Origin of the sequence: Spirillospora sp. NPDC046719, from assembly GCF_040645715.1 — a bacterium.
Lineage (GTDB): Bacteria > Actinomycetota > Actinomycetes > Streptosporangiales > Streptosporangiaceae > Spirillospora.
Genome location: NZ_JBEYYT010000072.1, coordinates 1 through 26554, shown reverse-complemented (window position 1 = coordinate 26554; position 26554 = coordinate 1). Strand labels below are relative to the sequence as shown.

Sequence of the window (26554 nt, the reverse complement as noted above, 5' to 3'; positions counted from 1 at the left end):
GGGCCCGCGGGCCGCCTCGCCGCGCCGATCCCCCGCCCGGCGCCCGGGCCGCGCGCAGGTCGTCGATCGACACGACCGTGGGGCCGTTGGTGGAGTTGCCCGCCAGGTAGGCCCGGACCCCCACCGCGCCCGCGGCCTGGAGGCCGCCCGTCGCGTCGGTGCCGGTGACCTGCCAGTCCGGCTCGGCGGTGCCGTCCGCCCACACCTTCGCCTTCAGCGCGGTCGGCGACCCGCCGGTCACCTGGAGGCGCAGGCGCAGCGGCGCACCGGGCCGGTAGGTCACGCCCGCCACCGTCTGCTCGGCGCCGACGGCCGTCTCGGCGTTGCTCGCGTCGGTACGGCTGAGCTGCAACGACACCACCCCGGACGGGCGCAGCCTGATCCGCGCCCGGTAGTCGCCCTGGCCGGCGACCCGCCGCCCGATCGCCCACACGTAGACGCCGTTGCCGGTGCCCTCCTTGTCGGTCGCGACGGTGAACGTCAGGTCGGTGTCCCGCGACGACACCGCGTTCAGGTTCGCGCCGCCGTCGTTCTTCGCGGCCGGCATCTCGATCTGCCCGGTGCCGCCCACCGACAGCACGCCGCCGGAGCCGACCCTGCTCCAGGCGCCGCCCGCGTCGGCGGTGCCCCAGCCGCCGGTGACCGTCCGCCCGAACGCGTCCGACGCCAGCACCTCCGACGTCGCCTTCACCGTGTGCACGACCTCGCCGGTCGCGCCCTTGTCGTCGGTGACGGTGAGCTTGACGGTGTAGTCGCCCGCCGACGCGTAGGCGTGCGACGGCCTGGCGCCGGTCCCCGCCGTCCCGTCGCCGAAGTCCCACGCGTAGCCGGTGACCGTCCCGTCGGGGTCGGACGACGCGGACCCGTCGAACGAGCAGGCCAGCGAGTCGCACGACGAGGTGAACGCCGCCGCCGGCGGCTGGTTCGGCCGCACCGTGCCGGTGCCGAGGCCGTGGTGGCGGGAGACCTGGTCGGCGGTCAGCGCGCGCGGGTACACCGCGGGCTCGTCGATCGTCCCGTTCAGGTAGTCGCTGGACGGCCGGTTCGGCCAGCCGGAGAGGTTGTCGCCGCCGATCCGCCAGTAGCCCGCGTAGCTCTGCGCCGACGTGACGCCGCCGTCGGCCGCGACCTGCTCGCCGTCGACGTACAGCCTCATCCCGGCGCTGCCGTCGAGGGTCCCGACGACGTGGTGCCACGCGCCGTCGTTCAGCCCCGCGCCGCTCTGGACCGTCTTCGCGGCGCCCGGGTAGACGCCGAACACGACCCGGCCGTCATTGGTCATGTACAGGTGCCGGTCGTAGGACGAGCTGTTGCCGGACGCGCTGCCCCCGTACCCGATGATCTTCCCGCCGCTGCGGGACGCCGTCTTCACCCACGCCTCGACGCTGAAGTCCCCCGGCGTGGACGCGGCGCCGCTGCCGGCGGACGAGCCGAGGAACCCGCCGAAGCCCACCGCCTTGTCGGCGTCGCCGGAGACCGCGCCCGCCTGGCCGCGCGTCGTGCCGGCGCCGAGCGCGAGGTCGTTGGACCCGGCGTAGTCGTACGCGGGGCCGCTCGCCTCGCCGAGCCGCCAGTACGCCTGCGCCCCGTCCGCTCTGATCTGGTCCGAGTACGGGCCTGGAGTGCCGTCCGCCGCCGTCGCCGGGTCGGACGCGGCGCTGGTCACGGCGTTCCCGGCCGCGTCCACCGCCCGCACCCGGTAGGTGTGCGCGGTGCCCGGCGCCGCCGTCTCGTCGAAGTAGGCGGCGTTCGGCTCGTCCCAGAACGTCGACGTCCGGTCGACCGTCCCGACGGGCGTCGTGCCGCCGTCGCGGAGCACCTCGTACTTCAGCGAGGCGTTGTCCATGTCCCAGGTGGTCTTCCAGCCGACGCGGACGCTGCCGTCCGCCATCGCGGTCGCGGTCGGGGTGCCGAGGTCGCCGGCCTGCGGGCCGGCCTTGTTCGGCGCCTTCGCCTTCACCGCGAACCGGACGAGCCCGGCCTGCGCCTTCCCGTTCACGCTCGGGAACTCGCCGCCCATCGCGACGTAGTCGGCGTTGCCGGTGACGGCCCACGCCGCCTGGTACTGCTTGGTGAACGACCCGATCGCCAGCCTCGGGAACCAGTGCAGCAGGCTCGGGATCGGCTGCTTGCTGTAGCTGCTGCCGACGCTCGGACTCCCGTGGTCGGTCCCGGTCGCCGCCGTCGTCTCGGCCAGCGCCCTCTGGAACGTCTGCGGGCTGGTGTCGGGCCAGGCGCCGAGCGAGGTGCAGTCGTGCGCGTGCGACACGCTGTAGACGGACTGGCCCTGCACGAACATGCCGTAGGTGGCGCCGTAGCAGTTGTCCAGCCACACCAGGTCGCCCGTGGCGGCCTTTGCGGCGAACCGCCCGTCGAACCAGTGCCAGCCCTCGCCGTCCGCACCGGCGTACACGGTGTCCCCGGAGACGTGCAGGTCCGTCACGTAGGAGAACAGGCTGCCGCCCTGCTTGGCGGGGATCGGCGTGCTGCTCCACGGCACCGTCCCGCCGCCCGCCGCGTCGACCGCGCCGATGCCGACATGCTTCTCGCCGTTCAGCTGCTGGAACCGGCCACCGACGATCACGCGGTCGCCGTACAGCGCGAGCGCGAACACCTCGTCGTCGTCGGCGGTCGGCCGCCACGCGTCGATGTTGGCGCCGTTCGACGCCTGCACCGCCGCGAGCCGCGTCCGCGACTTGCCGTTCACGTTGAAGAAGTTCCCGCCCAGGTAGACGGTCGAGTTCGTCGCGGCGATCGCGCGCACCTTGGCCGACACGGAGGGAGCGAACGACGTGTCGAGGGCGCCGGTGGCGGTGTCGAAGGCGGCGACGTGGTTGCGGGTCTGGCCGTCCACGGCCGTGAAGTCGCCGCCGACGTAGACGCGCTTGCCGTCGGGCGAGGCCGCGATCCGCAGGCCCTGCCCGTTCAGCGAGTGGTCGAAGGACGAGATGAGGTTCCCGGTCGTGAGGTCGAAGGCGAGGATGTTCTGCCGGGCGACCTCGCCCGCCCCGCCCTCCGCGACGCCCGGCGGGCGCGCCTTGGTGAAGCTCCCCGTCGCGTAGACGGTGCTGCCGACGGTGGCCATGCTCCACACGACCCCGTTGACCTGCGCGGTCGGGAGCGGATCCGCGCTGACGGTGGCCGGCGTGCCCGCCGGCGGGTCGGTGTCGGCCGAGGCGGGTGCGGCCGGCATGGCGGCGGCGCCGGCGAGCGCCGTCGCGAAAGCGGTGAAGACGGCTATCGCCGTTTTACGGACGCGCGGCGCGCGCCGGTGCGAAGGTACAGATCCCACTGAGCGATCCCCTGCCGATCATCTCCGGCGGCCCCCTCGGTCCCGGAGTGAGAGCAGGGTAATCCCGGGATTCCTGTTTACACTGTTCTGCCCTGGAACTTCGTTTTCGTTTTCCACTGATACCGATGAGGAGAGAGCCGGATGTCCGATCGGGGAGCGCGTCCGCACAGGCATCTCGCCGCGACGGGTGCCGTCCTCGCCCTCGCGCTGGCGCTGACCGGATGCGGCGGCGGGAAGAAGAAGGCGGCCGACCCGACGCCACCCCCACCGCCGAGCGAGCAGCCGACCGAGCAGGCCAACGCGGCGCCCGGCTCCGCCGCGCTGAAGTCGTCCGGCGGGCTGCGCAAGCCCGTCACCTACGACGACAAGATCAGCGTGGCGATCAGCAACATCCGCTACGTCAAGAACAAGGACCAGGGGCCCGGCGAGCTCACCGGCAAGGTGCTCACCATCTTCACGCTGAAGTTCGCCAACGGCTCCGGCAAGCCCCTCGACCTCAACAAGGTGCAGGTCACGGCCGTCTACGGGGCCAAGAAGACGCGGGCCCAGCACACCTCCTACGCCAACCTGAACGACTTCTACGGGACCGTCCCCGCCGGCGGGACCAAGTCGGCGTCCTACGCCTTCGACCTGCCGTCGACCGGCTACAAGTCCGTCATGGTCGGTGTCAAGTTCGACGCACAGCACAAGACCGCGCTGTTCGCGGGCGCCCTCCACAACTGACGGTTCCGCGAGGTACGTTCGTGGTTCCAGCGTTCCCCGGGGGTAAAGGGTCGTGACATGTCTGGCTCGAACCGGTCGCGCACCGCTCAGCGCGCGATGATCGTCAAGGTGCTCGCCCTGCCGGTGATCGCGGGCGTCGGCTTCCTCGGCTGGCAGCTGCCGCAGAGCCACGACCCGGCCCCGGAGACCGTCCCGGTGCCGGGCGCGCCGGGCGCCGCGCCCGTCGGGTCCACCGCCTACGAGATCCCCGACGGGGCGCTGTTCGTGTCCCCGACGGGGAGCGACGGCGCGGACGGCACCAGGAAGCACCCGCTGCGCACGCTCGCCAAAGCGGTCGCGAAGGCGCGCTCCGGCGGCACCGTCGTGCTGCGCGGCGGCGTCTACCACGAGACGGTCACCGTCCCCGGCGGCAAGCGCCTGACCGTCCAGTCCGCGCCGCGCGAGGCCGTCTGGCTCGACGGCAGCTCGCCGGTCGGCGGCTGGCGGCAGGGGAACCGCGCCTGGGTGCACGAGGGCTGGACGACCCGGTTCGACGCCAGCCCGACCTACACGGCGGGCGCCGGCGCCAGCGGCGACTCCGACTTCCGGTTCGTCTCGCCCGACCACCCGATGGCCGCGCACCCCGACCAGGTGTGGCTGGACGGCGTCCCGCAGAAGCAGGTCGGGTCGCGCGGCGACGTCAAGGACGGCACCTTCTACGTCGACGAGGCGTCCCACCGGCTCTACCTCGGGACCGACCCGCGCGGCCACGACGTCCGCGCCAGCACCCTGTCCGAGGCGCTCACCATCGGCGGCGCCGGATCCCGGCTGCGCGGCCTCGGGGTGCGCCGCTACGCCACGTCCCTCCCCCAGCTCGGCAGCGTGAAGGTCACCGCGCCGGACGTCACCGTCGAGAACGTCGCGGTGAACGAGTCGGCCACCACCGGCCTCAGCGTGCTCGCCGCGCACGCCCGCGTCCGGCACGTCACCACGACCGGCAACGGCATGCTCGGCGTCCACGCCAACTACGCCGACGACCTGCGGCTCGACGCGGTGCGCAGCACCGGCAACAACGTCGAGCACTTCAAGTACTCGCCGGTCTCCGGCGGCGTGAAGGTGACCCGGTCCCGGAAGGTCGCGGTGACCGGCGGCGTGTTCGCCGACAACCTCGGCAAGGGCGTGTGGATGGACGAGTCCGTCTACGACATCACGCTCACCGGCGACCGGATCCTGCGCAACGCCGACCACGGCGTCTCGCTGGAGCTGAGCGCCAAGGCGGTCGTCGCCGGCAACGTCATCGGCGACAACGCCGGCGACGGGGTGAAGGTGAACAACACCTCCGACGTCCAGATCTGGAACAACTCGCTGTCCGGAAACGGCCGCACGATCCACCTCGCCCAGGACCCGCGCAGCCCGTCCGACCCGCACGCGGCGGGCCGCGACCCCCGGCAGAAGACCGCCGACCCGGCGATGACCTGGCGCGTCTCCAAGATCGTCATCAGCAACAACACGCTCGCCGACGCCCGCGCGGGCACCCCGTGCCTGCTGTGCGTCGAGGACGGGACGCACCAGCGCGGCGGCGGCCAGATGGGCGTCACCGTCAACGGCAACGTCTACGTCCGCCCGGGCGGCGGCCCGAGCACCCTCGTCCGGTGGGCGCGCGGCTCCGGCGGCACCACCGACTTCGCCGACCTCGGCCGGTTCCGGTCGGAGACCGGGCAGGAGGCGCGCGGCGTGCTGAAGACCGCCGCGACCGCCGCCGGGCCGGACGGCGAGCTGGAGCGCGGCCTCGCCGCCCAGGCGGACGCCGGCACCGCGCTCCCCCTCCCCGCCCCGATCGCCGCCCTCGTCGGCAAGCCCACCGGAACCCGCCACATCGGCTCGTTCTGATTGCATCGCCCTTGGCGTCAGGCCGCTAGACGGCCTTCCTTCGGCGGGCAATGCGTGCGATCGCAGCATCGCTCCGACTCGGCCCTGGGGGCCTCGCTGCGCGATCAAGTTCTCGCAAGCTCGAACTTGGCTTCGCACGCGATCGCGACGCTTGAGGTCCGCGACGGCTGGGGTGACGGGCTGGGGCCGGCGCTCAGACACGCTGCTGAGGCTTGCGCTCAGGCGTGCCGGTGAGGCCGGCGCTCAGACATGCCGGTGAGGCCAGCGCTCGGGCTCGCTCAGGCGTGCCGGTGAGGCCGGCGCTCAGGCTTGCTGAGGCCGGCGCTCGGGCCCGCTGTTAAGGGCGCGTCCAGGGGAACTCGCGGCCCAGGAGGGCTTCCAGGTCGGCGTTGTAGGGGGCGTAGTGCTCGGCGAGCGCCTGGCGGGTCGCGGGGGCGAGGTCCTGGCTCGGCGCCGCGTTCCACACCTTGACCGCCGACGGGGGCAGCGGCGCGGGCTCCAGCCCGAGGAACCGCGCCACCGTGTCGCACGCGCCCTGCGGGTCGGCGTAGAACTCCTCCGCCGCCAGCACGCAGAACCGCTCCGCCGGGAAGTGCTTCATCCAGCGCCGCAGGTGCGGGGCGTACTCGCCCTGCGCCCGGTACGACTGCTGCTCGTGCGCGTAGCTGGTGTAGCCGGGCTGCTCGGCGACGATCCGCTCCTCCTCGCCGGCGAGCCGGTCCGCCTCGGCGGCCAGCGCCTCCTCGAACGAGGGCAGGTCCTCGGCGTTCTGCCGCCGCCGCTCCCGGTAGTGCGAGAACGCCCGCTCGATCGGGTCGCGCAGCACCAGCAGGATCTTCGCGTCCGGGACGTCCCGCCCCGCCCGCTCCGCCGCCAGCGGATGGAACAGGTAGTACGGCGACCCCTCGCCCACGACCTTCCCGGCCCGCCGCGCGGACGCGGGAAAGTGCGACCGGTACCAGGCGGCGCCCTTGTCGTAGTTGGAGTCGAAGTAGTGCACGCCCTTGGTGTGGTTGTCCTTGGGCAGCAGCCGCGCGTTCGGGAACAGCGGCATCACCTGCGGATGCTCCAGCAGCGTGTAGTACAGCGAGGTGGAGCCCCCGCGCTTCGCCCCGATCAGCAGGAAGTCGGGGCCGGGGCGCAGCGCCGCCGTGCTCATCCCGTACCCACGGATCATGCTGCGGCCCGCGGCGACGACCGGGCCGGGAAGAGTCCCTCGATTCACATCGGACAGATTACCGGCCCGGCGCCCGTATTCTTGGTCTCGTCTTTAACGAGCCCGCGAAGGCGCGGCGGCGGCCGGACTCACCCAGGGAGGGCCTCATGACCGTCAGGAGCGTCTTCCCGCGCCGCCGGCCGCCCGCGCCGAGCGCCGGCTGGTGGGCGTTCACCCTGCCGCTCGCCCTCATGCTCGCCAGCGACTACAAGCTGCGCAGCCGCGACGTCGACAACGCCGTCGGCGGCAGCGCCGACCTGACCGTCCTGGTCGAGATCGCGATCTACGGCGCCGCCGCCTTCTACCTGGTGTGGAAGTTCGGGCTCCGGGCGCCGCGCCGCCGCACCACCGGGCTGCTGCTCGCGGCGTGGCTGTTCTGCGGGTACGTGGCGTTCTCGGCGCTGTGGTCGCCGTTCAAGTCGCTCGGCCTCGTCCGCGGCGCGCAGCTTCTGATCACGATGCTGGTGGCGCACACCATCGCGACCCGCGCCACCCCCGCCGACCTGCGCAAGCTCGCGCACATCTTCGTCGGGATCGTGCTGGTGTCGGTGGGCATCGGCGTCGCGCACCCGTTCCCCCGGACGCTGCACACCGAGTCCCGGTTCAACTGGCTGTACGTCCACCCCGTCATCGCCGGCGTGTACCTCGCGGTCGCGATCCTGCTGGTCGTCGGCTACCTGATCCGGTGGAACCGGCCGCAGGACCGGCTGTGGCACCCGGCCGTCTACGCGGTGGCGCTGGCGGTCCTGACGGGCGCGCTCGTCGCCACCGGGACGCGCGGCGCCGCGCTCGGCTGCGCCGCCGGGCTGCTCGTCCTGCTGGCCACCGCCCGCGGCCCCAAGGGCCGGATCGACCTGATCGTGATGGGCGCCGCGGTCGCCGTGCTGGCGGTGCTGGCGTTCTCCGACAAGATCCTCGCGTTCGTGGCGCGCGGCGAGAGCACCCAGCAGCTCGCCACCCTGAACTCCCGCACCGAGCTGTGGTCGCTGGCGATGGACGCGTTCCGGGAGGAGCCGATCTTCGGCCGGGGCCTCGGCGCGTCCCGCGGCCTCTTCCTGGACAGCATCGGCCTCGGCGGCGGCCACAACGCGTTCATCAACGCGCTCGTCGACAACGGCGTGGTCGGCACCGTCGCGTTCGCCGCGCTGCTGCTGACGCTCGGGTTCGTGCTGCTGACGCTGTGCCGGCACCGGACGCTGCGCGCCGACGCCGGCATGCTGCTGGGGATCTTCGGCTGCTTCCTCACCGACAGCATGACCACCGAGGGCCTCGCCGCCCCCGCGAACGTGTCGTCGGTGTGGCTGTTCATCCTCGTCGCGTGGGCGGAGACGCTGCGCAGGCAGGGCGGCGACCCGCTCCCGGTCGTCCAGCGGTCGCCCGCGGAGACGGTCGTCGACGCGGCCGGCTGGTCACCCGCCACCGTGACGGCGACCGCGCAGATAGAAGCCGGCCCCGACAAGCCCTAGCAGGACCAGCCCGACCAGCGCCCCGGTCCCGAGCAGACCACCCGGCATGCCGGACTTGGACGGGATCTCCACCGGGGAGCCGCCGCCGTCGGTCGCCGGCGACGCCGACGGGTCCGGCTCCGTCGCCGCGTTCGCCTCGGGCAGCGCCACCGTCCGGAACACCGGACGGGCGCCCGCCCCCGCCAGCAGGACCTTCCGGCCGTCCGACGACACCCCGAACGCGGGCCCCGCCAGCGACGCCGGCGTCTTCACGACCTGCCCGACGTCGTCCCGGATCCCGCCGAGGATCCGCACGTCCGTGGTCGTCTTCAGGATCACCCGCCCGTCCCGGGTGAAGTCGCCGCCGCGCACCGGGAACGGCAGCGTCCGCAGCCGCGTCAGCGCGTTGTTCGACGGGCCGAGCACCCCCGGCAGCGCGAACACGGCCGCGGCCGTGGCGTCCCGGGTGATGATGTAGACGCGGCTCTCCGCCGGATCGGCCAGCAGCGCCGCGCCCCGGTGCCCCCCGTCGGGGTACTTGAGCTTGAACGTCTTCACCGGCAGCGTCCCGCCGGACAGGGTCCTCGGCTCGGCGACCCGGTGCAGCAGCAGGCCCCCCGTCCGGCCGGAGCTCAGGTCCCCGACGAACAGCCCCGACTCCCCGGCCCCGTTCTTCACGATCGTGATGGCGTCCCACCGCGTCGCCGTCGCGCCGGACAGCGTGTACGTCGCGCGGGTGCGGCCCCTGGCGTCCAGCGCGAACAGCCGGGGCCCGCCGGCGGCGGCCGCGACCGTCCACCAGATGTCGGGGTGCAGCACGCCCGCGACCATCGCGGCGGGCCCGGCCAGCACGGGCCGGAACGCGGTGCGGGCGGCCGCCGTGGTCGTCACGGCGGGACTCGGTGACGGCGCCGTCTCCGCGACCGCCTCCGGCCCCGTCAGGACCACGAGCACCACCGCCGCGCCACCCGCGGCGAACCGGAGCCTGAGGGGGTTCGTTCTCACAGTCTGACGTCCATCTCTGCCGGGAACCGTGTGGCATTCTTGCGCATGTGGATCCGCTCGGCATTAAAGGTACTTACTGCTTCACCCCCCGCGTGCACGGTGACCAGCGGGGATCTTTCCATGAGTGGTTCCGGGACGACGCGCTGCGGACGGTCGCGGGACACGGGCTGAACCTGGCGCAGGCGAACTGCTCGGTGTCGTCCAAGGGGGCGCTGCGCGGCGTGCACTTCGCCGACGTCCCGCCCGGCCAGGCCAAATACATCACGTGCCTGCGCGGTGCGATCCTCGACGTCGTCGTCGACCTGCGCGTGGGGTCCCCCACGTTCGCCCAGTGGGAGGCCGTCCGGCTGGACGACGAGTCGCGCCGCTGCCTGTACGTCGCCGAAGGCGTCGGACACGCTTTCATGGCGCTGACGGAAGACGCGACGGTCATCTACCTGTGCTCGGAGCCCTACGCGCCGGGCCGCGAGCACGGCGTGCACCCGCTCGACCCGGAGATCGGCATCGAGTGGCCCGCCGGCATCGAACCGGTCCTGTCCGACAAGGACGCGCAGGCCCCGACCCTGGAGGAGGCCCGCCGGGCCGGGCTGCTGCCGTCCTACCAGGACTGCCTCGACCACTACGCCAAGCTCGGCCTGCCCGGCTGAGCCTCCGGCCACGCGGCCGCCAGGGACGGCCAGGCAGCGTGCAGGGCGTCCCGCCAGTCGCGCATGGGCGGCAGGCCCGCCGCCGCCCACCGGCCGTGCCCGAGGACGCTGAACGCCGGACGCGGCGCGGGCCGCACGAACCTCTCGCTCGTCGTGGGCCGCACCCGGGCCGGGTCGAGGCCGAGCAGCGCGAACACCTCGCGGGCCAGCCCGTACCAGGTCGTCCGGCCCGCGCTGGTGCCGTGGTACGCCCCGGCGGGGGCGTCCGCGCGTGCCAGCGCGATGATCCGGTCGGCGAGGTCGCCGGTCCAGGTCGGCTGCCCGGCCTGGTCGTCGACCACCTCGACGGTGTCACGCTCCCCCGCCAGCCGCGCCATCGTCCGGACGAAGCTGGGCCCGTGCGCCCCGTACAGCCACGCCGTCCGCACCACGTACCCGCGCTCGTAGCCGAGCACCGCCGCCTCACCGGCGAGCTTCGTCCGGCCGTAGGCGTTGACGGGCGCGGCCGGCGCGTCCTCCGGGTACGGCTCGGTGGCGGAGCCGTCGAACACGTAGTCGGTGGACACCTGCACGAGCTTCGCGCCGATCTCCGCGCACGCCGCGACGAGCGCCTCGACGGCGGTGCCGTTGACGGCGAGCGCCGCGTCCTCGTGCGCCTCCGCGTCGTCCACGGCCGTCCAGGCGGCGCAGTTCACCACCACGTCGGGCCGGTGCCGCCGCAGCGCCTCCCGGACCGCGCCCGCGTCGGTCAGGTCCAGCTCACTCCGTCGCGGCGCCACCGCGCCGTCGAGGCGCGCGACGACGTCGGTGCCGAGCATCCCGCCGGCACCGGTGACCAGCCATGTCACGCCGCGTCCTCCGAGCGCTTCTTCAGCGGCTCCCACCAGGCGCGGTTCTCCTCGTACCAGCGGACCGTCGCGGCCAGGCCCTCGTCGAACGCCACCTGCGGCGCGTAGCCGAGGGCGCGCAGCTTCGCGTCCGACAGCGAGTACCGGCGGTCGTGGCCCTTGCGGTCCTCGACGCGCTCGACCAGGTCCCAGCCGGCGCCGACCGCGTCGAGCAGCCGCCGCGTCAGCTCCAGGTTCGTCAGCTCCGCCGTGCCAGCGATGTGGTACACCTCGCCGGGCTCGCCGCGCTCGGCGACCACCTGGATGCCGCGGCAGTGGTCGGCGGCGTGGATCCAGTCGCGCACGTTCCCGCCGTCCCCGTACAGCGGCACCGTATGGCCGTCCATCAGGTTCGTGGCGAACAACGGGATGACCTTCTCCGGGTACTGGTACGGCCCGTAGTTGTTGCCGCAGCGGGTGATGCTGACCGGCAGCCCGTGTGTGCGCGCGTAGGCCCGCGCCATCATGTCGCCGCCCGCCTTCGCCGCCGAGTACGGCGAGTTCGGCGCGAGCGGCGCCTCCTCGTCCCAGGAGCCCTCGTCGATGCTGCCGTACACCTCGTCGGTGGACACCTGCACGACCCGCGGCGTCCCCGCGTCCAGGCACGCCTGCATCAGCGTCTGCACGCCGAGCACGTTCGTCCGCGCGAACTCCGCGCCGCTGGCGATCGACCGGTCCACGTGCGACTCGGCCGCGAAGTTCAGCACCGCGTCATGCCCCGGCACCAGCTCCGCGAGCAACTCGCCGTCGCAGATGTCGCCGCGGACGAAGGTGAACCGCCCTTCGACCGGCTCCAGATTCGCCAGGTTCCCGGCGTAGGTCAGCTTGTCCAGCACGGTGATCTCGGCGCCCGCCCACGCGGGAAACGCCCCGGACGCGAGGTCCCGCACATACTGCGACCCAATGAACCCGGCCCCACCCGTCACCAGAACGCGGGGGGCGCTCATTTACTGATCTGCACTTTGCTGTGATCTCCCAGGACGAGGCGGTGCGCCTTCGGGACGCGGGGGGCGGGGGTGACCTCGGCCTCGCGGCCGATCAGCGAGCACTCGATGCGGCCGACGCCGTCGATGGACGCGCCGCGCAGCACGATCGAGTACTCGATCTCGCTGTCCAGGACCGCGCAGTCGCGGTCGATGGAGGTGAACGGGCCGACGTAGGAGTCGCGGACGACCGAGCCGGCGCCGACGATGACCGGGCCGACGACGCGGGACCCCGCGACGCGGGCGCCCGCCTCCACCACGACCCGGCCGATCAGCTCGCTGGCCCCGTCCACCTCGCCCTCCACATGAGGTTCGACGCCCTCCAGGACGAGGCGGTTGACCTCCAGCATGTCGGTGACGTTGCCGGTGTCCTTCCAGTAGCCGGTGATCACCGTGGACTCGACCCGGTGGCCGTGGTCGATCAGCCACTGGATCGCGTCGGTGATCTCCAGCTCGCCGCGCGCGGACGGCTTCAGCTCCGCGACCGCGTCGTGCACCGCCGGGCTGAACAGGTACACCCCGACGAGCGCCAGGTCGCTCTTCGGGAACTCCGGCTTCTCCTCCAGCGCGACGACGCGGCCGGCGCCGTCGAGTTCGGCGACGCCGAACGCGCGCGGGTCGGAGACGTGCGTCAGCATGATCTGCGCCTGCGGGCGCTCCGCGCGGAACCGGTCGACGAGCCCGTCGATGCCGCCGACGATGAAGTTGTCGCCGAGGTACATCACGAAGTCGTCGCCGCCGAGGTACTCGCGGGCGATGAGGACGGCGTGCGCCAGCCCGCGCGGGGCGTCCTGGCGCAGGTACGTCACGTCGAGGCCGAACGCCGAGCCGTCGCCGACGGCGCCGCGGATCTCCGCCTCGGTGTCGCCGACGACGATGCCGACCTCGCGGATGCCGGCGTCCCGGATCGCCTCCAGGCCGTAGAACAGCACCGGCTTGTTCGCGACCGGGACGAGCTGCTTCGCCGAGGTGTGGGTGATGGGGCGGAGCCGGGACCCGGCCCCGCCCGCCAGCACGAGGGCCTTCACCGGATCACGTCCAGCACGGCGCGACGGCGGAGGTCGGGCCCTGGGGGGCGGGCAGGTGCACGGGGGGCTCCAAAGGGGTGCTTATCGGGCGCCGGTGATCATCCCGGCGCCGACGGTGTTGTTGGTGGCCTCGTCGATCAGGATGAAGCCGCCGGTCAGCCGGTTGCGGTTGTAGTCGTCGACGAACAGCGGCTGCGTCACCCGCAGCGAGATCCGGCCGATCTCGTTCAGGCCGAGGCCCTCCGCCTGCTCGTCGCGGTGCAGCGTGTTGACGTCCAGCCGGTAGTGCAGGTCCTTCACCAGCGCCTTCGCGGTGCGGGTGGTGTGCTTGATGATCAGCTTGGAACGCGGGGTGAGGACCCGGTCCGGAGTCATCCAGCACACCATCGCGTCGAGGTCCTGCGCGACCTCCGGCCGGTTGTGCGGGCGCGCGATCATGTCGCCGCGGGAGATGTCGATGTCGTCGGCGAGCCGCAGCGTCACCGACATCGGCGCGTACGCCTCCTCGACCGGGCCGTTCGGGCCGTCGATGTGGGTGATCGTCGTGGTCAGCCCGGACGGCAGGTGCACCACCTCGTCGCCCGGCTTCAGCACGCCGCCCGCGACCTGCCCCGCGTAGCCGCGGTAGTCGTGCAGGTCGGGGTCGGTGGACGCGTGCGGACGGATCACGTACTGCACCGGGAACCGCACGTCGATGAGGTTGCGGTCGGAGGCGATGTGCACGTGCTCCAGGTGGTGCAGCAGCGACGACCCGTCGTACCACGGCATGTTCACGCTGCGCTCGACGACGTTGTCGCCGTGCAGCGCCGAGATCGGGATGAACGTCAGGTCGGAGACGTCCAGCTTGGAGGCGAACGCGGTGAACTCGTCGACGATCCGCTCGTAGACGGCCTGGTCGTAGTCGACGAGGTCCATCTTGTTGATCGCCACGACCAGGTGCGGGACCTGCAGCAGCGTGGTCAGGAACGCGTGCCGCCGGGACTGCTCCAGGATCCCCTTGCGGGCGTCCACCAGGATGATCGCCAGGTCGGCGGTGGACGCGCCCGTCACCATGTTCCGGGTGTACTGGATGTGCCCGGGGGTGTCGGCGATGATGAACTTGCGGCGCGGCGTCGCGAAGTAGCGGTACGCCACGTCGATGGTGATGCCCTGCTCCCGCTCGGCGCGGAGCCCGTCGGTCAGCAGCGCGAGGTTCGTGTACTCCTCGCCGCGGTCCACGCTGGTCTTCTCGACCGACTCCAGCTGGTCCTCGAAGATGGACTTGGAGTCGAACAGCAGCCGCCCGATCAGGGTGGACTTGCCGTCGTCGACGCTGCCGGCGGTGGCGAACCGCAGCAGGTCCATGCCCTTGACCTGCTCGGTCGTGGCGGACGCGCGCTCGGCGGGCTCGTTCGTGCTGGCCATTAGAAGTAGCCCTCCTTCTTGCGGTCCTCCATGGCGGCCTCGCTGGTCCGGTCGTCGGCGCGGGTCTGGCCGCGCTCGGTGATCCGCGTCGCGGCGATCTCCGCGATCACCTCTTCGAGCGTCGCGGCGTTCGACTTCACCGCGCCCGTGCAGGACGCGTCGCCCACCGTCCGGTACCGGACGGACGCCTCGAACTCCGGCTCGTCGTCACCGCGGTTCGCGAACCCGGTCTCGGCGTCCAGCAGCAGCCCGTCGCGCTCGAACACCCGCCGGGTGTGCGCGAAGTAGATCGGCGGCAGCTCCAGCTCCTCGCGCCGCACGTAGTCCCAGATGTCCAGCTCGGTCCAGTTCGACAGCGGGAACACCCGGACGTGCTCGCCCTGCGTGATCCGCGTGTTGAACAGGTTCCACAGCTCCGGCCGCTGGTTCTTCGGGTCCCACTGGCCGAACTCGTCCCGGAACGACACCACGCGCTCCTTCGCGCGCGCCTTCTCCTCGTCGCGGCGCGCACCGCCGAACGCCGCGTCGAACCCGTGCTCCTCGATCGCGTCCAGCAGCGGCGTGATCTGCAGCCGGTTCCGCGACGCGCGGCGCCCCTTCTGCTCCACCACCCGGCCGGAGTCGATGGCGTCCTGCACCGACGCCACGACCAGCCGGACGCCCAGCTCGGCGACGCGCCGGTCGCGGTACTCCATCACCTCGGGGAAGTTGTGCCCGGTGTCGACGTGCATCACCGGGAACGGGATCGGCGCGGGCCAGAACGCCTTCTGGGCCAGGCGCAGCATCACGATGCTGTCCTTGCCGCCCGAGAACAGCAGCACGGGCCGCTCGAACTCGGCCGCCACCTCCCGGAAGATATGGATCGACTCGGCTTCGAGGACGTCTAGCTGGGACAGCAGGTAATCGCAACGCTGCATGGTCTGGGACTCTCTCCACGCTGTACTGGCAGATGCAACCGGTGGCACGGGACGGGCGCACGCGCTTCCCACCGGATCGAACGTCGGCCCGCCGCTGATCAATCCCGCCTGGCGAGGCGGTCAGTCGGGCAGGCTGTCGCTCACGTCTCCGATGCCGGTCAGCAGCGTCGACGCCGACACGGGATGGCACACCAGGATATCCGGCAGCCTCGGGTCCTTCCGGTTGTACTCCAGCGGGGCCCCGTCGACGCGCGACGCGTGCGCGCCCGCCGCGAGCGCCACCGCCGCCGGCGCCGCCGAATCCCACTCGTACTGGCCGCCCGCGTGCACGTAGGCGTCCACCTCGCCGAGCAGCACCGCGGAGATCTTCGCCCCCGCCGAGCCGATCGGCACCAACTCCACGTCCAGGCCCTCCGAGGGGGGACGACCCCCCACGCCCCCCGCAACCGCCTTTTCCAGCTTCTCGGCGAGCCGCTGCACGAACTCCGGCGGCCGCGTCCGGCTCACCGCGATCCGCAGCTTCCCCGGGTCCGGCGCGGGCACGTGCAGCGGCACCTCCCGCGGCAGGCCCCGGCGCGCGGCGTCCGAGCCCGCGGTCACCGGGTCCGGCTCGCCGGGGTCGTCGCGGACGAGCGCCGCGCCGCCCGTGGCGTCGGTGCGCAGCGTCAGGCCCTGCGCCGGCAGCGCGACCGCGCCCGCCGACAGCCGCGCCGCGCCCGCCGCGTCCCGCTCCCACAGCGCCACGTGGACGGCCCAGTCGCGGCGGCCCTCCTCGGAGAACTCCCGGGTCCCGTCCAGCGGATCGATGATCCACACGCGGGACGCCGACAGCCGCTCGGCCTCGCCGGTGTTGCGCGTCGGGGCGCGGTCGTCGCCCTGGGAGCGCTTGCCCGCCACCGACGAGCGGCCCTCCTCCGAGAGCACGGCGTCACCGGGACAGCGCTCCGCCAGCGCCGCCATCAGGTACTCGTGCGACCGCAGGTCGCCGGTGTCCTTCAGGGCGCGCCCGTCGGCGAAGCCCATCTCGTCCCGCACGCCCAGCAGCAGCCGCCCCGCCGCCGCGGCGAGCTCCGCCGCCAGCGCGTGGTCGTCCGCCACGGCTCTCTCGGTCATCCGTTGATCACATTCCCGACTCGACTGGTCTGCCCGGTCTACTTTCTCATGCATACCCCACACCGCCCGGTGCCAGGGTCACGTCCCACCTGGCGAGACCGGGCGTCCGGCGCGGTCAGTAGGCGCCGGAGCCGCGGAACACCGCCGACCACGTCTTCCACATGATCTGCAGGTCCAGCGCGAGCGACCAGTTGTCCACGTACCGCAGGTCGAGCCGGACCGACTCGTCCCACGTCAGGTCCGAGCGGCCGCTGACCTGCCAGAGCCCCGTCAGTCCCGGCTTCACCACGAGCCGCCGGTACACGTCGCCGCCGTACTGCGCGACCTCCTCCGGCAGCGGCGGGCGCGGCCCCACCAGCGACATGTCGCCCCGCACCACGTTGAACAGCTGCGGCAGCTCGTCCAGCGAGTAGCGGCGCAGCCACCGCCCCACCTTCGTGATGCGCGGGTCCTCCCGGATCTTGAACAGCACGCCGTCGTTCTCGTTGTGCTCCATCAGCGCGTTCTTGCGCGCCTCCGCGTCCTGCACCATCGTGCGGAACTTCAGCACCGTGAACTCGCGGCCGCCGCGCCCGACCCGGACCTGCTTGAACATCACCGGCCCGGCGCTCGTCACCTTGATCAGGAACGCGACCACCAGCATCAGCGGGCTCAGCAGCAGCAGGCCGGTCAGTGCCGCCGTCCGGTCGAACAGCCCCTTCAGCACCCGCCGGCCGCCGTCCAGCTCCGGGTGCTCCACGTGCAGCAGCGGCAGGCCCGACACGGGACGGATCGAGATCCGCGGCCCCGTCACGTCCATCAGCGCCGGCGCCACCACCAGCTCGACGTCGTCCCGCTCGATCTGCCACGCCAGCCGGCGCAGCGCCACCCCGTCCATCTCCGGACAGGCCAGCACCGCCACCGAGTCGGCGCCGATCCGCTCCGCGACGGCCGCCGTCTGACCGAAGTCGCCGAGCACCGGCACGCCCTCCACCTCGTGGACGGCGTCATCGCCCGACGCCAGCGCCGGCGGCAGGCACACCGCCACGATGTCCATCCCGTGGTACCGCTTCTGCCGCAGCAGCCGGATCAGGTCCGCGACGGAGGTGCGGTGCCCCACCGCCACGACCCGCCGCATGCACTCCCCGTTCCAGCGCTTGCGGTGCAGCCACTTGCGCAGCCGGTACCGCGCGACCAGGTCCAGGAACGTGCCGAGCGGCATCGCCATCACGACGTACCCGCGCGCCACCTCCGTCTTGGTGGCGTACGCCAGGATCGCCAGCGTCGCGGTGAAGATGAACCCCGCGCGCAGGACGCCCTTGAACTCCTCGTACCCCACGCCGATGTACCGCGGCTGGTACGCCCGGCACAGCATCAGCATCGGCACCCAGAGGACCGGCAGCGCCACCGTCAGCGCGACGTACGGCGCCGTCGGATCGCTGGGCACCCCCGGGAAGCGGAGCACGAACGCGATCACCCCGGCCGCGAGCATGCTGAAGAAATCGAGCCCGCCGGCGAACCGGCGGTACCATCCACTCCAGCTCTGCGCATCCGGGCGACGTTGCTCCTGGCGAATCGGTGACTCGGCCTGAACCTTGTCAACGACGGCCATACGACCTCACCCAACCCATGTAACGCGCGCCCCGAAAAGCTCGATCCACCCCAGAGACGGTTGAACAGCTCCCAAGGTTCACATAAAACGTGAACCTCATCCGCGCAGAATTTTACGAGCGCCGCGCCGTGTCCGCCCCGGCACGGACCGCATCCGGCCGATTGCCGAAAACGCCTGCCCCGCGCGGTTTCAGCCCGCGTGGAACTCGTTCTGCGCGGCCTCCAGGCTCCCGGTCAGCAGCGCCTCCACCGCGTCCGCCGCCCGGTCGACCTCCAGGTCCAGGACCTTCCGCTCCGCCGCCGAGAAGTCCTTCAGCACGAACGCCGCCGCGTCCATCCGCCCGGGCGGCCGCCCCACCCCGAACCTGACCCGCAGGTACTCCTTGTCGCCGAGCGACTTCGTGATCGACCGCAGCCCGTTGTGACCGTTGTCACCGCCGCCGCGCTTCAACCGCAGCGCCCCGAACGGGATGTCCAGCTCGTCGTGGACGACGATCAGCCGCTCCGCCGGAACCTTGTAGAAGTCCCGCAGCCCCTTCACCGGGCCGCCCGACTCGTTCATGTACGTCCGCGGCTTCGCCAGCACCGCGCGGACGCCCGCGAGCCGGCCCTCCAGCACGTCCGCCCGCGACCGGTGCGCCTTGAACCGGCCGCCGGCCCGGCCCGCCAGCACGTCCAGCACCATGAACCCGGCGTTGTGCCGGTTGCCGGCGTACGACGGTCCCGGATTGCCCAGGCCGACCACCAGCCAGACGTCCGTGCTCACCCGATCTCCTCACAGCCGAAGACCCCCGCAGGCGTGCCTGCGGGGGCCGTCGTCGTTCCGCCGTACTACTCGGCGGACTCCTCCGCCTCGGCCTCGGCCGCCGCCTCGGCGGCCTCCGCCGCGGCTTCGGCGGCCTCCGCCTCGGCCGCGGTCTCGGTGTCGCCCGCGGACGCCGACGCGTCGGCGATCTGCAGGATCAGCGTCTCCTCGTCGGTCGCCAGCGTGGTGCCCGACGGCAGCTTCAGGTCCTTGGCCAGCAGCTGCGTGCCGACCTCGACGCCCTCGATGGACAGCTCCACCGACTCGGGGATGTGCGTCGCCTCGGTCTCGACCGAGATCTGGACGGCCTCCTGCTGCACGACGCCGCCCGCGACCACCTCGCCGACGACGTTCACCGGCAGGTCGACGGTGACCTTCTCGCCCCGCTTGACCAGCAGCAGGTCGACGTGCTCCAGGAAGCCCTTGATCGGGTCGCGCTGCACGTCCTTGGGCAGCGCGAGCTCCGCGCCGCTGCCGACGCCCTCGATGGTCAGCAGCACGTTCGGGGTCTTCAGCGCGAGCATCAGCTCGTGGCCCGGCAGCGTGATGTGCTGCGGGTCGGTGCCGTGACCGTAGAGGACGGCGGGCACCTTGCCGGCCCGGCGGGTGCGCCGCGCGGCACCCTTACCGAACTCGGTGCGCGGCTCGGCGGCGATGCGTACCTCGGACACGGCGAAAACTCCTTGCTTGTTGCGATCCACGGCCGTCCCGCAGGACGTCCGCTACGGACAGAGCGAATCAGGCGTAGCTCGATGCGTCAGGCGCCTCGAAGATTCTTTGCGTTACCCGGGGAGTACGGACCTGAACGGAGCCGCACTGACGACCCGGGGCATACGCGGATTCAAGAAGTCTAGCCGATCGTTTCCACGCGCAACGCCATCGCCCCCGCGACGACCCGCCGCGGGGGCCCTTCTCCGACGTTGACGGCCCGGTCAGAGCCGGACGCGAACGGCACCCTCGCCTGGAAAGACGAACGCCCGCCCCGCCGGGTTCCGATACCCCGGCGCGCCGACCGCATAACGACCGCCCGCCCTCGTCGTCAAAGCCGCGAACCGCAGCAAATGCCGAGGCGACGCAGGGACCTCAGCCACGGAAGCGACCTTGACCGACGACCTCGGCCACAGGAGCGACCTTGACCGACGGCCTCAGCCACAGGAGTGGCCTTGGCCGGCGACCTCAGCCGCCGACCCCGGCCACGCGCCGACCCGAGCCGTCGCGATCGCGAGCGAAGCCGGATTCGAGCGGAGCGAGAATCCGATCGCGCAGCGAGCCCCCAGGGCGAGTCGGAGCGATGCAGCGATCGCACGCATCGCCCGCCGAAGGGAAGGCGCTCTAGCGCCTGACCGCCAAGGGCGATGCAAACTAACTATGCCCGCCGAAGAGGCTGGTGACGGAGCCGTCGCTGAAGACCTCGTTGATCGCGCGGGCGACCAGCGGGGCGATCGACAGGACCGTCAGCTTGTCGAACTGCTTGTCCTCCGGGATGGGGAGCGTGTTGGTCAGGACGACCTCGGAGATCCGGGAGTTCTTCAGCCGGTCCACCGCGGGGCCGGACAGGACGCCGTGGGTGGCGGCGACGACGACCTTGTCGGCGCCGTGGTCGAACAGCGCGTCGGCGGCCTTCACGATGGTCCCGCCGGTGTCGATCATGTCGTCGACCACGACGCAGGTGCGGCCCTTGACCTCGCCGACGACGTCGAAGACCTTCACCTCGTTGGCGACGTCCGGGTCGCGCTTCTTGTGGATGATCGCCATCGGGACGCCGCCGAGCCGGTCGGACCAGCGCTCGGTCACCCGGACGCGGCCGGCGTCGGGCGCGACCACGGTCACCCGGGAGGTGTCGAGGCGGCTCTCGAAGTGGTGCGCCAGCAGGTCCAGCGCGAACAGGTGGTCGACGGGGCCGTCGAAGAACCCCTGGATCTGCGCGGTGTGCAGGTCCACGGTGATCAGCCGGTCGGCGCCGGCGGTCTTGAACAGGTCGGCCATGAGCCGCGCCGAGATCGGCTCGCGGCCGCGGTGCTTCTTGTCCTGCCGGGCGTAGCCGAAGAACGGCGCGACGACCGTGATCCGCTTGGCGGACGCGCGCTTCAGCGCGTCCACCATGATCAGCTGCTCCATGATCCACTGGTTGATGGGAGCTGTGTGGCTCTGGATCACGAAGGCGTCGGAGCCACGGACCGACTCCAGGAACCGCACGAACGTCTCACCGTTGGCGAAGTCGTACGCGGACGTCGGCGTCAGGTCGACGTGGAGGTTGTCGGCGACCTCCTTGGCCAGGTCCGGGTGGGCTCGGCCGGTGAAGAGCATCAGCTTCTTCTGACCGCTCGCTTTGATCCCACTCACCTCTGACAACTCCCCCTCAATGGAACTGTGCACTCATGTGGGTTGTCGTCCCCACTCCCCGGGCACCACAAGAGTCTTCTCCGTGATGCCCGGTCGTCTGTTGTCCGTGGGGGACGCCGCTGTCCTCCACCTCCCCGCCGGACGGCGGGGCAGTCATCGGCGCGCCTGCTCTCCGGCGCGTGCCGTCAGGCCGGCTCGTCCCGGTCCTCGGCGGCGCGGCGCGCCGCCTCCGCCGCCGGCGAGCCGGGCCGCTTGCGCTCGACCCAGCCCTCGACGTTGCGCTGCCGCGCCCGCGCGACGGCCATCGCGCCCGGCGGGACGTCCTGGATGATCACCGAGCCGGCGGCGGTGTAGGCGCCGTCGCCCACCGTCACCGGCGCGACGATCATGTTGTCGCTGCCGACCTTCACGTGGGAGCCGATCACGCTGCGGTGCTTGCGCTCGCCGTCGTAGTTCACGAACACCGAGCTCGCGCCGATGTTGGAGTGGTCACCGATCTCGGCGTCGCCGACGTAGGTGAGGTGCGGCACCTTGGTGCCCTCGCCGATCTCGGCGTTCTTGGTCTCGACGTAGGTGCCGATCTTGCCCTTGCGGGCCAGCCGCGTCCCGGGCCGCAGGTAGGCGAACGGGCCGACGGACGCCTCCGGGCCGATCTCGGCCTCGACGCACACGGCGTTCACCACGGACGCGTCCGCGCCGACGCGGGTGTCGGTCAGGGTGCAGTTCGGCCCGACGCTGGCGCCCGCCTCCAGGTGGGTGCGGCCGTGCAGCTGGGTGCCCGGGTGCACGACGGCGTCCGGTTCGGCGGTCACGTCGGCGTCGATCCAGGTGGACGCGGGGTCGATGATCGTCACCCCGGCCCGCATGTGGGCCTCGAGGATGCGGTCGTTCAGCTGCCGGCGCGCCTGGGCCAGCTGGACCCGGTCGTTCACGCCCTGCGTCTCGACCCAGTCGGCGACCAGGTGCGCGCCGGCCCGGTGGCCGTCGCCGCGCAGGATCGCCACGACGTCGGTGAGGTACTCCTCGCCGCCGGCGTTGTCGGTGGTCACCCGCTTGAGCGCGTCCTCCAGCAGGGTGCCGTCGAAGGCGTACATGCCGACGTTGATCTCGGTGACGGCGCGCTGCGCCTCGGTGGCGTCCTTGTGCTCGACGATCGCCTCGACGCTGCCGTCCGCCGCGCGGATCATCCGCCCGTATCCGGTCGCGTCGGGCATCTCGGTCGTGAGGACGGTGACCGCGTTGCCCTCGTCCTCGTGTGTGCGGACGAGGGCGGCGAGGGTCTCGCCGCGCAGCAGCGGGTGGTCGCCGTTGGTCACGACGACGGTGCCGTCGAGCGAGCCGGTCTGCTCCAGTGCCATCCGGACGGCGTGCCCCGTCCCGCCCTGGACCTCCTGGACGACGGGCTCCACGTCCGGCGCGTGCTCGCCCAGGTAGGCGACGGCCTGCTCGCGGCGGTGCCCGACGACCGCGACGAGCCGCCGCGGCTCCAGCTCGCGGGCGGCGGCGAGCACGTGGCCCAGCATCGCGCGCCCGCACAGCTCGTGCAGGACCTTCAGGGTGCGGGACTTCATTCGCGTGCCCTCGCCCGCGGCGAGAACGATGACGGCGGCCGGGCTGTTGGCGCTCACTAGGAGGCTCCTCGGCATCGCGGACGGGATCGGCTGCGAGCGCGTCCACCTGCGACATCAGGGCATGGCAGGCCGGAGCGCACCCGACACGGGAAGGATACCGCCCGCCGGGCGCGCGTCACCCCGCGGGCCACCTCACCAGGACAGACGCCCCAGAAGACGGCGATCCGGACAGATGTGCTCCCGGGGGAGGAATCGAACCTCCGTTGACTGAACCAAAATCAGCTGTCCTGCCCCTAGACGACCCGGGAAGGGCGATGTGAACCTCTCTGCGATGGAGTGTCAGCTCGCACGGGAACACGATACCGAGTGGATCCTGGGCGCCCCTACGGCTTTTCCCTCGCCCGCAGGACTTTACCGGGCGAGCCAGCCGGGCAGCGGCTCGCGGGCCTGCGACCAGGCGGCGGGGACGGCCTCGGCGCCGAGATGGGCGGCCACGATCCCGCCGGCGATCGCGGACGTGGTGTCCATGTCGCCGCCGACCATGACGCACGCGCGCACCGCCGCCTCGTAGTCGGTCAGCCGGGTGGCCGCCGCCCACAGCGCGTACGGCACCGTGTCCTGCGCGGAGATGCGGTTGCCGTTGCCCAGCTCGTGGGCGGCGTCCCGCGGGGACTTGGACAGCAGGCGCAGGGCCCGCTTGAGGCCGCGCCGCACGTACTCCCCCATCGCGGTGTGCTCCAGCGCCACCTCGACGACGTCCCTGGGGGCGACGCCGCCGTCCTTCCGGGAGGCGACGTAGGCGGCGGCGACGGCCACCGCCACGGCACCGGCGATCCCCTCGACGTGCGAGTGGGTGATCTCGGCGGACAGGGCCGCCTGGGCCGCGGCGCGGTCGAGGTCGTCCGCGAAGAAGGCGCCGAGGGGCGCGACGCGCATCGCCGCGCCGTTGCCGAAGGAGCCCTTGCCGTCGAACAGCTCCCGCGAGGCGCGATGCCAGTGGTCACCGCCCCGGATGCGCTCCAGCAACTCGAGGGCGCCCGCGCCGTAGCGGCGGTGGACGTCGAACCGGTCGGCGAACGACCGCGCCAGCGCATCCTGGTCGATTTGCCCGAATCGGTTTAGAACGTCTACTACCGAGCACGCCATCTCCGTGTCGTCCGACCACCCCCACGGCGCCGGCGGCACACCCGCCTCCGCGGACACGTGCCGGTTGGCCAGGACGAAGAACTGGTCGCCGAACGCGTCGGCGGTGGAGAGGCCCGCCAGGGAGGCGTGGGCGCGCGCGGAGCGCTCGGCCTGAGTCGGGGGCATGGGCGGTCCTTCCGGGACGGACGGTGAGGTTTCGCAGGAGAGTTTTGTGGCCCATGAGAGAGATTCCCACTGAATTTACCGGCCGTCCCTGTCCAACTTACGGATCCGTAGGTTACGTTGGCGTAGGTAAGGCAGCTCTAGTCACAGGAAGTGGTGACGCATGACAACGGCTCCGACCATGGCTCCTCCCCGACCCGAACGGCGTCCCGAACTAGCACCCGACCAGCAGGGCAACGCCGAACGCGCGCTCGTCGCGGTGTTCACCGGCGTCCCGTTCCTGGCCCTGTTCGCGGCCGTCCCGCTCGCCTGGGGCAGGTTCCTCGGCTGGACCGACGTCGCGCTGACGGCCGTGTTCTACCTGCTGTCCGCGGGCGGGATCACCGTCGGCTACCACCGGTACTTCACGCACGGATCGTTCAAGGCGAACCGCGCACTCAAGATCTTCCTCGCGCTGGCCGGCAGCATGGCCATCGAGGGCCCGGTCATCACCTGGGTCGCCGACCACCGGCGCCACCACAAGCACTCCGACCAGGAGTTCGACCCGCACTCGCCGTGGCGGTTCGGCGACGACTGGAAGGCGCTCGCCAAGGGCCTGCTCTGGGCGCACTACGGCTGGCTGTTCGACGCCAACCGGACGTCCAAGCAGCGGTTCGCCAAGGACCTGCTCAAGGACCGCGACATCACCCGGATCCACCTGGCCTTCCCGGGACTGGTGGCCGTGTCGTTCCTGCTGCCGGCCGCGCTCGGCGGCCTGATCACGATGTCGTGGCTCGGCTTCTTCACGGCGCTGTTCTGGGCCGGGTTCGTGCGGATCACGCTCGTCCACCACGTGACGTGGGCGATCAACTCGATCTGCCACACGTTCGGCAAGGAGGACTTCGAGGTCCGCGACAAGTCCCGCAACGTGTGGTGGCTGGCCATCCCGTCGCTCGGCGAGTCGTGGCACAACCTGCACCACTGCGACCCGACGTGCGCGCGGCACGGGGTGCTGAAGGGGCAGATCGACATCAGCGCGCGGATCATCTGGGCGTTCGAGAAACTGGGCTGGGCCCGGGACGTCCGGTGGCCGAAGGACGACAGGCTGTCCGCGAAGCGCACGAAGCAGGCGGCTTGACCGTCACAATTGATCCCGTGACAGATCCCGCTCCCAGGCCCCGCAGAAAGCGGATGACCGGCAAGGAACGCCGCGAGCAGCTCCTCGACATCGGCCGCACCCTGTTCGCCGAGCGTGGCCTGGACGGCACCTCGGTGGAGGAGATCGCCTCCGCCGCGGGTGTGTCGAAGCCCGTGGTGTACGAGCACTTCGGCGGCAAGGAGGGGCTCTACGCCGTCGTCGTCGACCGGGAGTTCGAGCGGCTGCTGAGCCTGGTGACCGAGGCGCTGAACTCGGTGATCCACTACCGGAGCAAGCTGGAGAAGGCGGCGCTGGCGCTGCTGGAGTACATCGAGGGGCATCCGGACGGGTTCCGGATCCTCGTGCGGGACTCGCACGGCGGCACCGGGACGGGCAGCTACGCGAGCCTGCTCAGCGAGATCGCCGGCGAGGTGGAGTACATCCTCGCCCAGGAGTTCGACCGCCACGACTACGACGACAAGTTCGCTCCGCTGTACGCGCAGAGCCTGGTCGGCATGGTGGCCCTGACGGGCCAGTGGTGGCTGGACGTGCGCAAGCCGAAGCGCGAGGAGGTCGCCGCGCACGTGGTGAACCTCGCGTGGAACGGCCTCGCGGGCCTGGAGCCGAAGCCGTCGCTGGATCCGCGGCAGCGGCGCAAGGAGATGGAGCGCGCGGAGAAGCGCGCGGAGAAGGCCGCCGCGAAGGCGGAGAAGGCGGAGGAGAAGGCGGCGGCGCGGGCCGAGAAGGCGCAGCGGAGGAGCCGCCGCGAGGCGGAGGCGGACTTCACCGACCCGAGCCCGCATCCGTCGGTCTGACCCGGTTCGAGGGCCGGTCGGGCGCTGCGGCGCGCGGCCGGCCTTCGGCTTTCGTGCCCCGATCAGTCCTCGGGCTGGAGGAACTCGAGGCGGTTGCCGACGGGGTCGTCGGCGTAGAAGCGGCGGTAGCCGGGGAACAGGCCGTCGCGGCGGACGTCGTGGCCGGCGGCGCGGAGCCGGTCGGCGAGGGCGTCGAGGTCCCCGGTGAGCAGGCCGGGGTGGGCCTTGCGGGCGGGGCGGAAGTCCTCCTCGATGCCGAGGTGGAGTTCGAGGCCGGGGCCGCGGAACCAGGCGCCGCCGCGCTTGGCGAGCTCGGGCGGCTTGGGGATCTCCTCGAGGCCGAGGACGCCGGCGTAGAAGGCGCGGAGGGCGTCCTCGCTGCCGGGCGGGGCGGCCAGCTGGACGTGGTGGAGGGCGGTGAGCATGCGGGCCTCCTCGCGAACGGACGCCGGCGGCCGCCCGGACGAACTCCGGAC

At 72.1% G+C, this 26554-nt stretch carries 22 protein-coding genes and 1 tRNA gene; 6 read left to right on the top strand and 17 right to left on the bottom strand.

Features of this window, described 5'->3' with window-relative positions:
* Window positions 1-3292 (bottom strand): LamG-like jellyroll fold domain-containing protein (locus tag ABZ914_RS15425; RefSeq protein WP_500193559.1); only part of this gene is annotated, 3292 nt, incomplete at its 3' end.
* A 141-nt stretch (window positions 3293-3433) separates the two neighbouring features.
* On the opposite strand from ABZ914_RS15425, the gene ABZ914_RS15420 reads away from it, so the two are divergent.
* Window positions 3434-4015: a hypothetical protein gene (locus tag ABZ914_RS15420; protein ID WP_500193558.1), complete on the top strand. Its 582-nt coding sequence runs from the start codon at window positions 3434-3436 to the stop codon at window positions 4013-4015.
* Between the two features lie 57 nt (window positions 4016-4072).
* A complete protein-coding gene (locus tag ABZ914_RS15415; RefSeq protein ID WP_500193557.1) occupies window positions 4073-5884 on the top strand; it encodes a right-handed parallel beta-helix repeat-containing protein in 1812 nt (603 codons plus the stop codon).
* A gap of 337 nt (window positions 5885-6221) precedes the next feature.
* Here ABZ914_RS15415 and ABZ914_RS15410 read toward each other — a convergent pair whose 3' ends face one another.
* Entirely contained in the window at window positions 6222-7109 is an 888-nt protein-coding gene (locus tag ABZ914_RS15410) for a sulfotransferase (RefSeq protein WP_190854502.1), read from the bottom strand.
* A gap of 98 nt (window positions 7110-7207) precedes the next feature.
* Between ABZ914_RS15410 and ABZ914_RS15405 the strand changes: the two genes are divergently transcribed.
* Complete coding sequence (locus ABZ914_RS15405; protein ID WP_500193556.1) at window positions 7208-8566, top strand: O-antigen ligase family protein; 1359 nt, start codon at window positions 7208-7210, stop codon at window positions 8564-8566.
* On the opposite strand, the gene ABZ914_RS15400 is transcribed toward ABZ914_RS15405, so the two are convergent.
* The gene (locus ABZ914_RS15400) at window positions 8510-9550 is read right to left on the bottom strand and encodes a hypothetical protein (protein WP_500193555.1); all 1041 of its coding nucleotides are present in this window, start codon (window positions 9548-9550) and stop codon (window positions 8510-8512) included. The two genes, ABZ914_RS15405 and ABZ914_RS15400, sit on opposite strands and share 57 nt — an antisense overlap.
* Before the next feature lie 47 nt (window positions 9551-9597).
* Between ABZ914_RS15400 and ABZ914_RS15395 the strand changes: the two genes are divergently transcribed.
* Window positions 9598-10197 (top strand): dTDP-4-dehydrorhamnose 3,5-epimerase family protein, encoded by a 600-nt coding sequence (locus ABZ914_RS15395; protein WP_500193554.1) that lies wholly within the window; start codon window positions 9598-9600, stop codon window positions 10195-10197.
* Here ABZ914_RS15395 and rfbD read toward each other — a convergent pair.
* The 13 genes from rfbD to ABZ914_RS15330 all read right to left on the bottom strand — a co-directional run bounded on the left by rfbD (window position 10170) and on the right by ABZ914_RS15330 (window position 24149).
* A complete protein-coding gene (gene rfbD, locus ABZ914_RS15390) occupies window positions 10170-11045 on the bottom strand; it encodes a dTDP-4-dehydrorhamnose reductase (RefSeq protein WP_500193553.1) in 876 nt (291 codons plus the stop codon). The genes ABZ914_RS15395 and rfbD overlap by 28 nt on opposite strands.
* Window positions 11042-12031, bottom strand: coding sequence for a dTDP-glucose 4,6-dehydratase (gene rfbB / locus ABZ914_RS15385; protein WP_500193552.1), 990 nt, complete (start codon window positions 12029-12031; stop codon window positions 11042-11044). The genes rfbD and rfbB overlap by 4 nt, the downstream gene beginning before the upstream one ends.
* A complete protein-coding gene (locus ABZ914_RS15380) occupies window positions 12028-13095 on the bottom strand; it encodes a glucose-1-phosphate thymidylyltransferase (protein WP_500193551.1) in 1068 nt (355 codons plus the stop codon). The genes rfbB and ABZ914_RS15380 overlap by 4 nt, the downstream gene beginning before the upstream one ends.
* An 81-nt stretch (window positions 13096-13176) precedes the next feature.
* Complete coding sequence (locus ABZ914_RS15375; RefSeq protein WP_190854980.1) at window positions 13177-14439, bottom strand: sulfate adenylyltransferase subunit 1; 1263 nt, start codon at window positions 14437-14439, stop codon at window positions 13177-13179.
* Between the two features lie 59 nt (window positions 14440-14498).
* Window positions 14499-15416, bottom strand: coding sequence for a sulfate adenylyltransferase subunit CysD (gene cysD, locus ABZ914_RS15370; protein ID WP_151542371.1), 918 nt, complete (start codon window positions 15414-15416; stop codon window positions 14499-14501).
* A 120-nt stretch (window positions 15417-15536) separates the two neighbouring features.
* Window positions 15537-16529, bottom strand: coding sequence for an inositol monophosphatase family protein (locus tag ABZ914_RS15365; protein ID WP_433148116.1), 993 nt, complete (start codon window positions 16527-16529; stop codon window positions 15537-15539).
* A 115-nt stretch (window positions 16530-16644) separates the two neighbouring features.
* A complete protein-coding gene (locus ABZ914_RS15360; protein WP_500193550.1) occupies window positions 16645-18120 on the bottom strand; it encodes a sugar transferase in 1476 nt (491 codons plus the stop codon).
* A gap of 189 nt (window positions 18121-18309) precedes the next feature.
* Window positions 18310-18885 (bottom strand): aminoacyl-tRNA hydrolase, encoded by a 576-nt coding sequence (gene pth / locus ABZ914_RS15355; protein ID WP_500193549.1) that lies wholly within the window; start codon window positions 18883-18885, stop codon window positions 18310-18312.
* 65 nt (window positions 18886-18950) lie between these two features.
* Window positions 18951-19595: a 50S ribosomal protein L25/general stress protein Ctc gene (locus tag ABZ914_RS15350; protein WP_500193548.1), complete on the bottom strand. Its 645-nt coding sequence runs from the start codon at window positions 19593-19595 to the stop codon at window positions 18951-18953.
* Between the two features lie 691 nt (window positions 19596-20286).
* Entirely contained in the window at window positions 20287-21267 is a 981-nt protein-coding gene (locus tag ABZ914_RS15345) for a ribose-phosphate diphosphokinase (protein WP_190854529.1), read from the bottom strand.
* A 185-nt stretch (window positions 21268-21452) separates the two neighbouring features.
* Window positions 21453-22895, bottom strand: a complete 1443-nt coding sequence (gene glmU, locus ABZ914_RS15340; protein WP_500193547.1) for a bifunctional UDP-N-acetylglucosamine diphosphorylase/glucosamine-1-phosphate N-acetyltransferase GlmU — start codon at window positions 22893-22895, stop codon at window positions 21453-21455.
* 180 nt (window positions 22896-23075) lie between these two features.
* A tRNA-Gln gene (locus tag ABZ914_RS15335) sits at window positions 23076-23146 on the bottom strand.
* Between the two features lie 103 nt (window positions 23147-23249).
* Window positions 23250-24149, bottom strand: a complete 900-nt coding sequence (locus ABZ914_RS15330) for an ADP-ribosylglycohydrolase family protein (protein WP_500193546.1) — start codon at window positions 24147-24149, stop codon at window positions 23250-23252.
* A 160-nt stretch (window positions 24150-24309) separates the two neighbouring features.
* Between ABZ914_RS15330 and ABZ914_RS15325 the strand changes: the two genes are divergently transcribed.
* Window positions 24310-25263 (top strand): acyl-CoA desaturase, encoded by a 954-nt coding sequence (locus ABZ914_RS15325; protein ID WP_500193545.1) that lies wholly within the window; start codon window positions 24310-24312, stop codon window positions 25261-25263.
* A gap of 53 nt (window positions 25264-25316) precedes the next feature.
* The gene (locus tag ABZ914_RS15320; protein ID WP_500193544.1) at window positions 25317-26078 is read left to right on the top strand and encodes a TetR/AcrR family transcriptional regulator; all 762 of its coding nucleotides are present in this window, start codon (window positions 25317-25319) and stop codon (window positions 26076-26078) included.
* 62 nt (window positions 26079-26140) lie between these two features.
* Here ABZ914_RS15320 and ABZ914_RS15315 read toward each other — a convergent pair whose 3' ends face one another.
* Window positions 26141-26503, bottom strand: coding sequence for a VOC family protein (locus ABZ914_RS15315; protein WP_190854540.1), 363 nt, complete (start codon window positions 26501-26503; stop codon window positions 26141-26143).
* Window positions 26504-26554: the final 51 nt, after the last annotated feature.

What these genes read in the sequence shown, in the direction of transcription:
- rfbB (WP_500193552.1), bottom strand. Translation starts at nt 12,031, where the DNA reads ATGAGCGCCCCCCGCGTTCTGGTGACGGGTGGGGCCGGGTTCATTGGG.
- ABZ914_RS15330 (WP_500193546.1), bottom strand. Translation starts at nt 24,149, where the DNA reads ATGCCCCCGACTCAGGCCGAGCGCTCCGCGCGCGCCCACGCCTCCCTG.
- ABZ914_RS15360 (WP_500193550.1), bottom strand. Translation starts at nt 18,120, where the DNA reads ATGGCCGTCGTTGACAAGGTTCAGGCCGAGTCACCGATTCGCCAGGAG.
- ABZ914_RS15415 (WP_500193557.1), top strand. Translation starts at nt 4,073, where the DNA reads ATGTCTGGCTCGAACCGGTCGCGCACCGCTCAGCGCGCGATGATCGTC.
- ABZ914_RS15325 (WP_500193545.1), top strand. Translation starts at nt 24,310, where the DNA reads ATGACAACGGCTCCGACCATGGCTCCTCCCCGACCCGAACGGCGTCCC.
- ABZ914_RS15315 (WP_190854540.1), bottom strand. Translation starts at nt 26,503, where the DNA reads ATGCTCACCGCCCTCCACCACGTCCAGCTGGCCGCCCCGCCCGGCAGC.
- ABZ914_RS15420 (WP_500193558.1), top strand. Translation starts at nt 3,434, where the DNA reads ATGTCCGATCGGGGAGCGCGTCCGCACAGGCATCTCGCCGCGACGGGT.
- ABZ914_RS15375 (WP_190854980.1), bottom strand. Translation starts at nt 14,439, where the DNA reads ATGGACCTGCTGCGGTTCGCCACCGCCGGCAGCGTCGACGACGGCAAG.
- ABZ914_RS15405 (WP_500193556.1), top strand. Translation starts at nt 7,208, where the DNA reads ATGACCGTCAGGAGCGTCTTCCCGCGCCGCCGGCCGCCCGCGCCGAGC.
- cysD (WP_151542371.1), bottom strand. Translation starts at nt 15,416, where the DNA reads ATGCAGCGTTGCGATTACCTGCTGTCCCAGCTAGACGTCCTCGAAGCC.
- ABZ914_RS15320 (WP_500193544.1), top strand. Translation starts at nt 25,317, where the DNA reads ATGACCGGCAAGGAACGCCGCGAGCAGCTCCTCGACATCGGCCGCACC.
- ABZ914_RS15365 (WP_433148116.1), bottom strand. Translation starts at nt 16,529, where the DNA reads ATGACCGAGAGAGCCGTGGCGGACGACCACGCGCTGGCGGCGGAGCTC.